The sequence below is a fragment of the Paenibacillus spongiae genome, assembly GCF_024734895.1.
GTDB classification, from domain to species: domain Bacteria; phylum Bacillota; class Bacilli; order Paenibacillales; family Paenibacillaceae; genus Paenibacillus_Z; species Paenibacillus_Z spongiae.
This window is the reverse complement of the sequence record NZ_CP091430.1, coordinates 2,975,354-2,989,183: the sequence shown is the minus strand read 5'-3', so window position 1 is coordinate 2,989,183 and position 13,830 is coordinate 2,975,354. Positions and strand designations below refer to the sequence as shown.

Annotated in this window: 12 protein-coding genes and 2 pseudogenes; 2 read left to right on the top strand and 12 right to left on the bottom strand. The window is 47.5% G+C overall.

What is annotated here, in order from left to right; genetic code table 11:
* Nucleotides 1–18: 18 nt before the first annotated feature.
* The 3 genes from L1F29_RS13835 to glxB form a co-directional block, all read right to left on the bottom strand.
* A complete protein-coding gene (locus L1F29_RS13835; protein ID WP_258388882.1) occupies nt 19–1,188 on the bottom strand; it encodes a HEAT repeat domain-containing protein in 1,170 nt (389 codons plus the stop codon).
* Nucleotides 1,189–1,213: 25 nt separating this feature from the next.
* Nucleotides 1,214–3,445: a phospholipase B family protein gene (locus L1F29_RS13830; protein WP_258388881.1), complete on the bottom strand. Its 2,232-nt coding sequence runs from the start codon at nt 3,443–3,445 to the stop codon at nt 1,214–1,216.
* Between the two features lie 860 nt (nt 3,446–4,305).
* On the bottom strand, nt 4,306–4,689 hold the full coding sequence (gene glxB / locus L1F29_RS13825; protein WP_258388880.1) for a methylglyoxalase: 384 nt from the start codon (nt 4,687–4,689) through the stop codon (nt 4,306–4,308).
* A gap of 198 nt (nt 4,690–4,887) precedes the next feature.
* Between glxB and L1F29_RS13820 the strand changes: the two genes are divergently transcribed.
* Both L1F29_RS13820 and L1F29_RS13815 read left to right on the top strand, forming a co-directional pair.
* Nucleotides 4,888–5,820, top strand: coding sequence for a DMT family transporter (locus tag L1F29_RS13820; RefSeq protein WP_258388879.1), 933 nt, complete (start codon nt 4,888–4,890; stop codon nt 5,818–5,820).
* A 21-nt stretch (nt 5,821–5,841) separates the two neighbouring features.
* Nucleotides 5,842–6,738 carry a DMT family transporter gene (locus L1F29_RS13815; RefSeq protein ID WP_258388878.1) on the top strand — a complete coding sequence of 299 codons (897 nt, stop codon included), beginning with the start codon at nt 5,842–5,844 and terminating at the stop codon, nt 6,736–6,738.
* A gap of 103 nt (nt 6,739–6,841) precedes the next feature.
* On the opposite strand, the pseudogene L1F29_RS34390 reads toward L1F29_RS13815, so the two are convergent.
* The 9 genes and pseudogenes from L1F29_RS34390 to L1F29_RS13770 all read right to left on the bottom strand — a co-directional run.
* Nucleotides 6,842–6,998, bottom strand: a pseudogene (locus tag L1F29_RS34390) (23S rRNA (uracil(1939)-C(5))-methyltransferase RlmD); the annotation flags it as partial.
* Between the two features lie 307 nt (nt 6,999–7,305).
* Nucleotides 7,306–8,172 (bottom strand): SDR family oxidoreductase, encoded by an 867-nt coding sequence (locus tag L1F29_RS13805; RefSeq protein WP_258388877.1) that lies wholly within the window; start codon nt 8,170–8,172, stop codon nt 7,306–7,308.
* 94 nt (nt 8,173–8,266) lie between these two features.
* Complete coding sequence (locus tag L1F29_RS13800) at nt 8,267–8,683, bottom strand: Rrf2 family transcriptional regulator (protein ID WP_258388876.1); 417 nt, start codon at nt 8,681–8,683, stop codon at nt 8,267–8,269.
* 142 nt (nt 8,684–8,825) lie between these two features.
* The gene (locus L1F29_RS13795; RefSeq protein ID WP_258388875.1) at nt 8,826–9,347 is read right to left on the bottom strand and encodes an ankyrin repeat domain-containing protein; all 522 of its coding nucleotides are present in this window, start codon (nt 9,345–9,347) and stop codon (nt 8,826–8,828) included.
* A 90-nt stretch (nt 9,348–9,437) separates the two neighbouring features.
* Nucleotides 9,438–9,530 carry a helix-turn-helix domain-containing protein gene (locus tag L1F29_RS13790; RefSeq protein ID WP_258388874.1) on the bottom strand — a complete coding sequence of 31 codons (93 nt, stop codon included), beginning with the start codon at nt 9,528–9,530 and terminating at the stop codon, nt 9,438–9,440.
* A 116-nt stretch (nt 9,531–9,646) separates the two neighbouring features.
* A pseudogene (locus L1F29_RS13785) lies at nt 9,647–9,793 on the bottom strand (helix-turn-helix transcriptional regulator); the annotation flags it as partial.
* A 656-nt stretch (nt 9,794–10,449) separates the two neighbouring features.
* The gene (gene mnmH, locus L1F29_RS13780; protein WP_258388873.1) at nt 10,450–11,484 is read right to left on the bottom strand and encodes a tRNA 2-selenouridine(34) synthase MnmH; all 1,035 of its coding nucleotides are present in this window, start codon (nt 11,482–11,484) and stop codon (nt 10,450–10,452) included.
* A gap of 27 nt (nt 11,485–11,511) precedes the next feature.
* A complete protein-coding gene (selD, locus tag L1F29_RS13775) occupies nt 11,512–12,564 on the bottom strand; it encodes a selenide, water dikinase SelD (RefSeq protein WP_258388872.1) in 1,053 nt (350 codons plus the stop codon).
* Nucleotides 12,565–12,700: 136 nt separating this feature from the next.
* Entirely contained in the window at nt 12,701–13,771 is a 1,071-nt protein-coding gene (locus tag L1F29_RS13770) for a hypothetical protein (RefSeq protein ID WP_258388871.1), read from the bottom strand.
* Nucleotides 13,772–13,830: the final 59 nt, after the last annotated feature.

Sequence of the window (13,830 nt, the reverse complement as noted above, 5' to 3'; positions counted from 1 at the left end):
TCCTCCTAAACCGATAAGCTACACAACACGATAGATTCGTTTGTTCTTGCCGAGTGTTTTTTCGTAATGGTAAGCGAGCGAATTGTATCGTGTTAGTTGATCAAGGTCATGGAGCTGCATCGAAAGAGATTTGATTTCTTCCTCAATAAGCATTTGGAGGTATCCCCCTTGCTCAGACCCTCTTACTTCTGCGGTGACTCCGCACAATTCGGCAATTCCTTCTTCTCCAAGAAGCAATAATCCTTTCGCACTGGCATCGGATACTCGCTTGCTTTCATCCAATAATGCGTCTCTCATGACATCGATATACGTAACCAGTTTCAGTTCGGCAATCGCTCGGACCGTGAGGACACGCACTTCATCCATCGGATGCTGAAGCAGCTTTTGAACGACGTTTCTGGGTATAAAGTGCACCGATTTCAAATAGATTTCCACGGCTTTATATTGAATGGCTCTGTCCGGTGAATCGATGAGACGATAGACGGCTGATGCCACCGTCGGCTCGGTATAGTCTTTCAATCCGGACAACCCGATTTGTATGAAAGGATTGCTTTCCCGTTGAATGAATTCGGCAAACAGAGCTCCATGGTCGATATCCGCTTCTTTAACCATGTCGACAAGCAAATCATAAAACCCTTTGTTATGTCTCAGAAGAATCTGAACCATTTCCTTGACATCCTGTTCATCGCGAGCGCATTTCGCAATCGAACGGGCGATGACAAAGAGGGTAGAATTCCGTTTATGCGTTTGGAGAAGCTTGAGCAAATCCGGAACGGCTTCCTGAACTCTCATGCAGCCTAAGTGATAGGCCGCATCGATTTTCACAGCATAAGAACCTTTGTTCAAACGGTCCAGATGAACTTGTACCAGTCCCAAGCGTTTGCAGAGCTCCATGCATTTTTCGCGAGGCGTTCCGGTAAAGTTTTCGATCATATCGTTCAAGCGTTCTTGCATCACTTCTTGTTCGACTTTGTTCAATGGAAACGGCGGAACGTTCAAAGGTTCTTCTCCTTCGATATTGACCAGGACATAGGTGAAGTAATCTTTGATTTTGACCTCAAACCTGCGTTCCTTTCCGGTTCGTATCATACTATTGATTTTCATGGCATAAACCACGACGGCGAATATAATGTTCAAAATAATGAGTACGTATAGAAATTTGATCGCCACTTCGATGTTGATATACACAATTAGAATCCTTCCTTCATTCATTTTACTCGGATGCCGGTTGATTCACTTCGCGCATCGCTTTTTGCATAATCGAATAACTTTGTTTTGGGCGTTCCACATAGTTGACGTCGATATCTTCCCACCTTTTCCACGTGTAAAGCGGAAGCTTCGATACCGGATAGGGGTTGCTGCCTTCGAGTCCGATGACTTCCTTCGAATCCTTGGTGACGATCCATGGAACAATGCGAACGCCCTCGACTTTCACGGATTCAAATTCTTTCGTTCCCGTATCTTTGTAACTAATGGCACTGAGCGAACTTGGATCACTGAACCCGAGCAGCATCCACGGAATACGAATTTCCAGTACATTCCCTTTTGCCTGCCACATCGCCTTTGAATTATAGTTCGGATCTTGCGGATCGCTGGTTCCTCTCAGCAAGTCTCCTACTTCAATATCGCCGAAGGGATGATCGACGCGGGAATCCGGATATTCGAGCAAATAATTGACGACCAATTTCCATGGATTAAAGAGTCCGCTATCGTCCTGCAATTCTTTTGGATCATAGGCCAATATGTTCGATAGCTTGCCATAGAATCGGGTATGGAAGTCATAATTGGAGGCAATCATCATCTGCCCTTTATCCTTGTTATCGAGTTCGATTAAAGTTTCCAATCCTTCATCCAGCGTCTTTCCTTGGAGCTGAGGCGCATGGCGATTGCCGCCCTTTAAAGTATCGAATCCGAAATAGATGGAATTTTTTGATAAATCTAAAGGTTCTGATAACTTGGCCGAGAGGTATAAATATCCTTCATCATGCGTGGCCCATATTTCATTAAAACCTTCGATTTGCATATCAAGCTTGGCTTTATCCCCATTATCGAGCTTGTCCCAGTCCGAAGCATCCCCGTCAATGTGAATCACATCATCTTTACTTGGATACATGCCGAGTACCCCAAAATGGGATTCATTCGTGAGCGCGTTATACCAATAAGCCCGCCGGTCAGGAATATCGTAGTGCATCGTGTTCCAGGTTTTCTTGAACCACTCGTCCTGCCATGTAAACAAGATCGCGCCGGAGTATCCCTCCTGATGGATTTGACGGAACATATCCGCATCTATTTCCCCTTGCGTCTTGTCGTCGTGCCCTCCCTGATTGCGTCCCAGCATGCCTGTATGGGCAACGCCTTGCGAGGCGGGAACGCCAAACTCGGTAATCATAACCGGCATATCGTTATGGTATTTCTTCAGCTTGTGAAGATAGGTTTTGTAGCTATCCACTTCACCTTGATCGTTCTTCATCGTTTGAAACGATTTGTCGAAGGTAAAGAAATCAGGGTAATACGGGTAAACGTGATAGGAAGCAAAATAACCGGCATCCCAATCTACGGCTTCGATATGCGTCGGATCGACACTGACCATATCTTCAGCAACCAATGGCTCGCCTGGATGCTCAAGCGGGTCGGTGGTCACCCAATTCGAGAATGCAATCGGATGCTGCCATCCGTGCTTAGCTTCTGTTCGGGCTGTTATGTCGACCATCTCGGCCAGCCATTTTTCAAAAGGATTCGCCCCGGGTTTGCTTTGAAAATGTTCTCCTTTATAATCCGCTACACCCGGATTGCTCTTATTCGTCTTATCCACCATAACCGGATCCCATTCTGTGCCGACGATCCATCCCATGAGATAGGGCCCTGCATTAAATACATAATTACCGCTGGCTTTTCCGGAATGCGCCTCAGCTTCAAGATCGATATTTCCGTATACCGCTTCTACAGCCTCTCGAACCTCTTTTTCAAACTTCTGTTTGACTTTCGGATCGAAGGCGTTTTGACCTGCAATCAATTGTTCTTCCGGACTCCATACCCCTTGAATGAAAAAGAGCGGATTATCCGGGTGCTTAGCGTTATATCGGACCAAAGATTCGTAAAACTCCGGTTTTAGAATAGTGTACACGCGAATGACGTTGGCACCCATATCTTGAATCATTTCAAACCATCTCATATAGTCATCTTTCGAAATCTCAAGTTCGCCGGGGAAATGTCCTGGAACGGCAGCTCCCATGTTGACCCCTTTGGCAAAATAAGGTTTCCATGATTGGTTTTGAAATTGTTCGATTTGAGTCCCGTTCGTTTTAAATTTCACATTAAAGCCTTCACCTAGTTCGGCGCTTTCTACCTTGGCAACAGGCGGCATCAACCAATAAGCGGCTGCTCCACCCGCAATTACAACAATAAGTCCTAATTTGACAAAACCGCTTTTGAATAACTTTTTCATTGCAATCTTCCTCATGTCTGTAATCTTGTTGTATGACTAGCAATGTTATATATAAGCATTCGGAGTGAAGTTTTATTTCAGGGGGTTAACCCGAAATCGTCGTCAACTCGTGCATTTTTTTTGATTAGGAGCGCACTACGGAGAAGAATAAAGGAGAACATGAAGATGAAGCGAAGGAACTGACGTCTTCTCATCTTTTCCCTTCTGGCTACAAACCAAATTATAAATAAAATGCGGCCATGCATTCCGAACCGATTCGATACAGATCGGCTATAGGCCGCTACAATCCGTATGCTGCGCCCCAATACTGTAGCATAATGCTGCAAACCCATTCAATTAAAAGCGAGCTTTGCCGACATTAAGAATTTTTCAGAACTTTAATAATTGCAAATTGCGCGACATTCTTATGCAGCCTCAATCGCAATGTTAAAGCAGGTGGTTCCTTAAAACAATATTTCCAATGAATGAGCTTTCAATTCTCCCCCTTTTTCTGCGGTTGTTCTCTATGAATCTTATACCGATCATACTGCCGCGGCATCAAAACTGAGGTTCGAATGTCCACTTCACATTTCGGTTTAATATTTCCTACTTTTTGGAGGTTTACCCTTAATTAAACCATACAATCCATAACGGAAGTGCCAAAACTCAATTTCTCATTTTACCGATTCCCGGCATCAATATATCTCGTATCCTTTTAGAGATTCCATTAGAAAAAGAACAGCCCGCACTGCAAACTGCTCTTACCATGATTCACTGTTAATGTCGATTTTCTCCAAAGAATGAGCCACCTCATTCTAGACCTTATATAGGTATAACCCCATCCAGGGGTTAACATCAAGTTGTTTCATTTCGTCATGAAGTTACTTCTGCGCAATCTGAATAAGGTTGCCGCATGTATCGTCGAAGACAGCTATTGTGAGTTCGCCCATTTTTGTCGGCTCCATAGTAAACTTCACGCCGTTTTCCAATAACCGTTTATACTCGTTATTAACATCCGCAACGCCAAACATTGTTGCCGGGATGCCATCGGCAAATATCTTCTTTTGATACTCTTTGGCGGCAGGATGGTTATTCGGTTCGAGTAAAAGCTCGATACCGTCCTGCTCATCGGGGGAAACAAGCGTTATCCATCTAAATTCTCCGACGGGAACGTCATGCTTTTTTACAAAGCCCAGCGTTTCTGTATAAAACTCCAATGCCTTGTCTTGATCTTGAACGAATATACTGGTAACAATGATTTTCATAATGTTTTTGCCTCCTTTGATATTTGGGACGTTCTGCTAACAATCTAATTCCTTAACGATAAGAAAAAATTTATGCACTTCATTCGCTCCCACGTGCATCTGTATCGGTACAGATGCACTTTTTATTTATTGTAGCATCAGGTTCCTCATGTTTAAATTGGATAGCGGAAAGTCATTCTATACGTGAGGAGGCAGACCATGAAAAACGTAAAACGAACAAACCTTGCCGCTTACATGGCGGCGATTGCCTATGCGGTCATTATCGGATTTTCATTTTTGTTTGTTAAACTAACCGTTACGGAAGCTCATCCTTTGGATGTGCTGGCTCATCGTTTTTTTATCGGATTGATTGCTGTGAGCATTCCTTTTTTGTTCGGTTGGGTTCATCTTCGGTTTTCATTAAGCGACATATGGAGAATCATTCCTTTAGGCCTGTTTTCACCTGTGTTGTTCTTCGCCTTTCAGACATATGGATTAATCAACACTTCTTCATCGGAGGCAGGTATAATTCAGGCAACCGTTCCTATTTTTACCTTGATCCTCGCTTCTTATTTCTTAAAAGAACGAACAAGCCTAATACAGAAGCTGTCTTTGTTCCTGTCTGTGGCGGGCGTCGTATTGATTTTCGTCATGAAAGGTGGGAGTGGTCTGAGTACAACGAATCTGGGCGGCATCTCCTTACTGGTCTTATCTGCGCTTTCATTTGCAGGTTATAGCGTCTTGGCCCGTCCTCTTGCCAAAAAATACGCGCCGATGGAGATCACCTTCATAACAATGGGGATGGGCTTTATTGTATTCATGGCCGCTTCGCTCGTTCGGCATACAGCGGCAGGAACAATGTATACATTTTTTCAGCCGTTTACTCAACCCGCTTATGTGATCGCACTCCTATACTTAGGTGTAATATCCTCTGTAGGAACCACACTTTTATCAAGCTTTGCATTATCACGGCTCGAAGCTTCTAAAGTTAGCGTGTTCAGTAATTTATCGACGCTAATTTCCATCATGGCTGGTGCTTTAATTTTAAAGGAGCATATTACGATTTACCATTTGATCGGTACCCTAATGATCATCGCAGGAGTGTTGGGTACGAATAAAAAACAATTGCATTCTAAAACGAGTCGAATGTAAATAGTCGAGGAGATCGTTCGTATGAAAATAAAAGGAGTTATATTTCTAATAGGAATTAGCTTCATCTGGGGTTCACAATTTTTCTTTACGGATATCATTATTTCCAGTGTGTCACCTGTTACACTTGCTGCAGCAAAAGCATTTGTTGGCGCAATAACACTAACGTTAATCTATATTTTATTTTCCAAGAAAGAGCAAAGTCCGATTTTTCTAAGATATCCCAGGAAAAGATTAATGCTGCTTTATGCCGCCATAGCATTTTTTGAAGCGATTATTCCCTTTTTCTTAATTGGGTGGGGACAGCAAAGAGTATCCAGCAGCATGGCTTCTATTATTATGGGAACAATCCCTATTTTCACGCTGCTTATCTTATTTTTCTTTAAAGTCAGCCGATTGCGTTTGATGCACTTTATTAGTATTGGCGTTGGTTTTGTTGGTATTCTCCTTATCATTCTTCCCTCTTTAACGATCGATATTACGAATCAAAGTTTATGGGGAATGGCCGCTTTGATTTTTGCTTCATTAAGCTTTGCGATTTCTTTGGTCCTGATTGAAAAACTGCCGCCCATGTCTTCGGTGCTGGCAATGAGAAATATACTTTTTATCGCATCTGTTGTCTTGATTCCAGCTAGCTTTATATTGGAGAGCCCGCTAAGCATCAGGCTTACTTCCACAGAAATGCTGTGCCTTCTAATTCTTGGAATTTTCCATGCAGGAATCGTATATATGATGTTTAATTTGCTCATTCAACAATCCGGAGCGGCCTTTGCATCCTTGACCAATTATTTTGTTCCCGTGATTGGCGTTATTCTCGGTACAGTTTTATTAGGAGATCAGATCGATTCAAAGACGTGGTTGGCATTATTGGTCATATTAATTTCCTTGTTGCTAGGGAGTATAGCATCTAAAAGTAAATAACTCAGGCGATAATGCGATTGATTTAGGCCTTTCACCGGATGCGGCAAAGGGTACAGCAACCTAAAACTTCATCAACATTACATTTGAGCGATACTGTCACATCTCATTTTCGAACCATCAATATGAACGACTCCACATGGCTCGTCTTCGGAAACATATCCACGGGCTGCACCCATTTGACTTCATAGCCGCCTTCGATCAGCATTTTTGCAATCCTTCGCCAATGTCGACGGGTTGAAGGAGACGTAGATGAAGCGTCGACTTGCGACACTTCGGCTTTCACCACTTCCCCAATGATGGCGCCATCGATGAAAACCGTCTTTCGGAGGTAATAGCCGACCCCATCGCCGTTAATGCCCACTCGTTTAATGGTGACGACGATCCGGTCGCCTGGCTGCAGCTCCTCGGCTCTTATTCAAATATTTATCGAATACAAGCCAAACAGTTGCCTGCCATTTCTGGAAAAAATGAATCGGATGAATCATGCCGCTTACTCGTAAAAAAGCTGTCCCTCAGGTCATATACAGACCTTCCGGGACAGCCTCTATAACTGCATCGCGCACTCCATCATGACTGAATTTCGCTGACGATTCCACGAAGACCCTCTTCAATAGGCGCAGCCGGACGTCCAAGCAGCTTCTCAAAATCGCGGCTCTCGACTTCCAATGCGCCCTCCCGGATCGCGCTCTGAATCCCGACGAGAAACGGCACGACCGGTTCAGGCACGCCAGCGCTGCTCATGATGCCGGCATAAGCGGCGTCATCCACTTGTTGAACGGGAACTTCCCGGCCCAAGACCCCCGCTAGAGCCGCTGCCAATTCTTCTTGTGTCGTAAGCTTGCCGGACAGTTCATAAACGGTATTCTCGTGGCCTTCGCCAACCAGTACCGCAGCTGCCGCATGGGCATAATCTTGGCGGGTCGCCCAGCCTACTTTGCCGGAGCCCGCGGAAGTCAGCCAAGGCGCTCCTCCAAGGACCGCTTGAATGCTGCCGGTCTCGTTCTCCAAGTACCAGTTGTTGCGAAGAAAGGAATACGGAATCCCTGTTTTCACAATGGCCTCCTCCGTGGCACGATGCACCGGCGCTAGGAAAATCGTGTTCTCGCTTGCATTCGCAAGGCTTGTATACGCAATGAATTCGACATTAGCGCGCTGAGCTGCCGCAACGGAAGCGGCATGCTGGCGAATCCGCGTTTCGTTGTCGCCGTCCGTGGAGACGATCAAGAGGCGATCGATACCCGCGAACGCTTTATCCAGCGTATCCGGTCGGTCGAAATCCCCAAGCCGAACGTCGACCCCGCGAATGCGAAGACTTTCCGCTTTCTCCGAGTTGCGGACGCTGACGGCCAGATCCTTGGCCGGCACGGTTTCCAATAACGTTTCCATGACCATCGATCCCAATTTCCCCGTTCCGCCTGTCACCATGATTTTCATCGTAATTCCTCCCAATTGTCGAATTTATTCCAACCCTGTCGTTATAACGACTTTGGTTATAACAAAGGCGTAAAAAAAGCTCTAAGAGCTTTTTTTATTCAAACTGAGCGATTAGCCGGCTTAAACTGACTTGAGCCAACCGTTGTTCCATCGCGGATTGTGCTGCATCCAACTCTGAACGAAGCGCGGCTTCGATGTTTCTGCCCACCGGGCAGTCGGGATTCGGTTCATCGTGAAAATTAAACAGCTGCCCCTCCTCGATGACTTCCACGGCGCGGTAAACGTCCAGCAGCGTAATCTCATCGAGTTCCTTAAGCAAGGTAGCGCCGCCCACCCCGGGACGTACGTCCACCAAACCCGCCTTCTTGAGCATTCCCATAATTCTGCGGATGATAACAGGATTCGTATTCACGCTGCCCGCAATGAAATCGCCGGTGCAATCTTTGGAGCTAACGGCAATTAGAGAAAGGATGTGGACAGCAATGGAGAATCTGCTACTAATCTGTTTCACTAGCATCACCACCGTTGTAACCATTGTAGTTACTTCATAACGGATTGTCAACCCGCAACCCGGCGAAAGTAATTTGCACGATTCCGCATTCAGAATGTCATTGCGACGCGAGTCCTGACTGCGATCGTCATAGCCCTGATACTTAGCTCAACGCACCATTATCCCGAAGAAGCTCCGCCACATTATGATTCCCTTGTTTGATTGCTAGAGACAATGCCGTATCTCCGCCTTCAATTCTTGCGTTAACATCGGCTCCATGTTCAATTAATAATCGTATCATTTCCAGATTATCGTCATGGAATGCAGCCGTGTGCAGACTGGTATGGCCGTTGCTGTCGAAAATATGGGTATTCGCTTGATGAGCAAGCAGCAGTCTAACCACATCCATGCTGCGTTCACCCGCAATTGCGGCATGCAGCGCGGTATTCGACGGAATGAAGGCGATTTTGGAATGAGACACCGCGTTCACATCTGCACCATGATCCAGCAGAATTTGCACGGCATCCTTGTTCCCGTGATGCGCCGCGTAACCCAACGGCGTAAGCCCCTCATCATTTTCCATATTTGAAAGCTGCGGATGAGCATCCAGAATTGTTTTGAGGCGAGAAGCATCCCCCGGCTGAACCGCTTGAAATACATCTGCAATACGCTGCTTGAGCTCCATTCATTATTCCTCCGTTTCGAATATTCCTGCTATGTAAATTCGGGTGTACTTAGAATTATAACGGCGGATTGAAGCTTTGCTTATCGAAAATCACTTTTTTTGACGGAACTGCGAAGGGTTCATGGCAAAGCGTCTGGAGAATAGGCCGCTAAACGAACTAGGGCTCTGGAATCCAACCTCCAAACAAATATCCGTGATCGGCTTATCGGTTTGAAGCAGTAGCTTCTTGCTTCCCGAAGCCTTCTTTCCGTTAGGAATTGATGCGGAGATATGCCAAACAACTGCTTATAGCTTCTTAGAAAATGGTTCGGCGACAGATAGGCCGCAGCCGCTGCATCCGCCAAGGAGATGGGTTGACCAAAGTAAGCCGAAATAAACTCATGGCCAATATATACGCGTTTATATAATTCCTCGCGCGTCGAGGCTCTTATGGACTGCAGCTTCATGATTTCATTATTAACCTGCCGATGAACCCCGAGGAGCCCGCTGGCTAATTCGTCTAACTTCTCTTCCAGCCATGCTGCATCAAGATTTCGATTGGCATATTCAGCCTTTATTTGAAACAAAGTGGCGGCCAGCCACTTGTCATCGTACGTTTTCTCAACAAATTCAACTGACTTATGGATGGGCGGAACAGGGTCATCTAATAGCTGCTCATTGGATGCCGTCAAACTATGATAGACCTCTTCAACCTTCATCTCGGGGAAAAAGATGCAGAACGATTCCACCGGAACCTCGGACTCAATGGTGATCGAGTATTCTTGACCTTGATTCAGCAGCAGATAGTTTCCTTCATCGACTGCGAAGTGTCCATGACCGGCTTGATAGTACGCCCGGCCATTCTTAAATGTTTTGATAGATAATGCGCCCTTGCCCTTCCAGAAATAATTCGCGCTCCTGGCATGGAGAATCGGACTTCGGCCTTGATTACGCCTCTTGTTTACTGCCATCATTCCCACCTTATCCAAGAAATAGCTGCTGTAAATTTCTTCTGGATCGACGACCGGTCTCCTGCTTCGGGCCGCTTGTACATGCCGTATGTACAGCACCATCCCCCGCCTACAAAAAAAACCGCGCAATGCGCGGCTCTTCTTTCATCCGGTCAAGGCAGCTTCGGCAGCTGCTTCATAATCTCCTTCAACGCTTGGTCCGTGTTCACTGCCCGAACCGTAATCCGGCCATGATCATACTGTTCCATGGCGAATTGATAGCGGGGGTCGTAATAATGCTCAAGCAGCAGTCTTGCCGCATCGTCATACTGCTCCTCCTGCAGAGAGCGTCGGATTTCGGCTGCGACTGGCGTGTGAATCCGTTTCTCGATCCGAGCGAAGGATTTGAGATACTCTTCCTTATAGTCTTTCGGATTATAATCGTTAATCAGATTGGCCACTCTTGCCTCGAACGGAATTTCGACAAACAGCGCAGTCCCCTTCTCCTTGGCTTTCATGATAAAATCAGGCAGAACGACCTTCCCAACCCGCTTGCTCTCTCCCTCTACAATCAGATAAGGCGCATTCTCCAGACGAATGAGCGCTTGAATCAGCAGCGATTCGAACGACTTCTGGTTATTCGGCCTGGTGCCGATATGCCCGAATATCGATCCGCGGTGCTGGGCCATCGCTTCCAGGTTGATGACCGGATAACCGAGCTGCTCCAGCCGATTGAGCAGCTCCGTCTTTCCGGTACCTGTGTACCCGTTGATCACATAGCAAGGAGGCAGCTCCGAGATCCCCTCCAGCTTCTGGACCACCCACTTGCGGTAGGCGCGGAAACCGCCTGTCAAGCGGTACATTCGTAGGCCCATTAAGGAAGCGAGGGTCGCGGATGTTTTGCTGCGCATGCCTCCCCGCCAGCAGAAGACGACCTTGCGCGCGTGCTCCGTGTCGCTGATGGCCCGAATAAACGCAGGCAGCTTGCGCGAGACGATCTCGAGCCCTTTATCTTTAGCTGCTTCTATGCTTTCCTGCTTGTACAGCGTGCCAACCTCCGCCCTCTCCGCATCGTCGAAGATCGGGATGTTCACGCTGCCGGGTATTGTTGATTCCGCATACTCGGACGGGGAGCGCACATCGATTAATTCGACTTCACCTTTGCGTTGAAGCTCAAGCAGCTCCTCTATGGTGAGATCCTGAAACATTTCGTTTACAGCTCCTTTTGAATAGCCCTAGGCCGTTACCGTTATATGTCCTGGCTGTTCGTTCGTCACCTCGCCGATCAGATGCGCATTCACGCCGGCACCGCGCAGATCGCCCAGGAGCGAATCCGCCTGCGCCGGGTCGACCGCAATAAGAAGCCCGCCTGAAGTGACCGCATCGCATAGAATCCATTGGTCGATCTGATCCAGCTCCTCAGCGAACGTAACCGAGCCCTCCAGATGGGCGTAATTATTCTTCGTTCCTCCGGGTACCAGCCCTGCTTCGGCGAGCTCTCGTACGCGAGGCAGTACAGGCACGAGGGATTGGGAAATCCGGATGCCGGCCCCGCTGCCCTTCGCCATCTCCGAAGCATGGCCCAGCAGGCCAAAGCCCGTCACGTCGGTGCAGGCATGAACGTTATAAGGCTCCATCGTCTCGGCCGCCGTCTTGTTGAGCGTCGTCATGACCTTGGTGACCGCGGCGACTTCCTCATCGGACAGCTTGTTATTCTTGATCGAGGTCGTCAGAATGCCGACGCCGATCGGCTTCGTCAAGATAAGCTTGTCGCCCGGCTTCGCGCCCGCATTTGTTCTCACTTTATCCGGATGAACAAGGCCCGTTACAGCCAGCCCGAACTTCGGCTCCTTGTCATCGATGGAATGCCCGCCAACCAGCGTCGCTCCCGCTTCCTTCACCTTATCCGCCGCGCCGCGCAAAATATCGGTCAAAATCTGCTTGTCCAGCGTATGAATGGGAAAAGCGACGATGTTCAGCACCGTCAGCGGCTTGCCGCCCATCGCATAGATATCGCTGATCGCGTTGGCCGCAGCCACTTGTCCGAAATCATACGGATCATTCACGATCGGCGTGAAGAAGTCGACCGTCTGTACAATGGCCATCTCATCGTTCAGTTTATAAACACCTGCGTCATCGCTTGTATCGAGTCCGACTAACAGATTAGGATTCGGCTCCGCCGCCGGAAGATTGCGAAGGACTTGGGACAGATCGGCCGGCCCGATCTTGCAGCCGCAGCCCCCTTTGCTCGACAGGCTGGTCAGCTTGACTTTATCGACTTGTGACATACTTGCCATCCCCTTCTCGATTAAAATAAGGCTTTATACCAAAGCTATGATTATAATATGGATTCAATAATTCAGATTACCATAGTTGCTGCCAAAAAAGAAATGATGCCTCACAAAGGCATCATCGGATTGTTCCCTATGTCGGTATTTCCTCGGCATTCTTTCGGAGTAAGCGGCTATTTCTTCGTCTTATCCACATATAGCACAGGAGTAAACACGACCCCACCACTACATCGGTCATAGCCACAAATATATCGTTGAACGGATACCCGCCCATCTTCGTGATGTAATACACGGTGAACAGGAGTATGAAAGGGGCACTAACGAGGAAAAAGCTGCTTTTTCTAAAGAAAAGAGCTGCTCCTGCCGCAAGTATCGCGCCAACAAACGAAGTGCCTAATACCATTAGGTTATGATCTTTCTCCCGGTTCGTCGGGAAGAGAATCCGGCTCGAATCCGCGAATGAGAAATACCATTCCTCTTCGGGCAATTGCTTGAGAGTGGCTCTGTAGGTGACGTCATCCGCTTTCTCAAGCAGAAGGTTCGAGTGCAGCCGATTCCCCGAATCCGGCAGACGAACCTCAAGCTCCACGAGAGGCTCTCCCTCCCAGAACTTCGCAGGCGACAGATAGTAGAGGTGTGAATAAATCGTATTGATAACACCTTTATCGTACATTCCCCCACGGTCGCCATATCGGATTGTAATCGACTTCGTCTCGCCTGGCCCGAACGTTAAAGTGAACCGATTTCCGGCCGCTTCCTGGCCACTGCTGTTATTCGCCATCCGCAGCGGCTTGCCGCTTATCGGCTCTGTAACGGCAGCTTTCATGCCAGGCGCCCAGTTGACCAGCCTTGGATCGTCCACTTCCGCGGTGGGAACCGGCTTCGATCCTTCTGTAACCGTCAGTTCCCCTTGCGCAGGGGTTAGAAAAATAATAGCGACTGTGTGCGGACTATCGTTCGTGTTATGAAGCTCATACAACACCGATACTTCCGCTTCCCGCTCATAAGGCGTAACTCCCTGTCCAATATCGAACGTAACCTGCTCCCGGATCAAGCTTATATTCGACTGGTCATCCAGCTGAAGCAATCCATACCCTCCGGCAGGATCGACTAACGGTCCTCCGTTCGCGCTCACGATTATAGGCTGCAGCATAAACAGAGCGGTTAAGGTCAACACAAGCCGTCGAATCCATACCCAAGACATCTCGCGCACCTTCATTTCTTCATAAGAGTCTATGGATATATTTTACTTCTAATTCGACT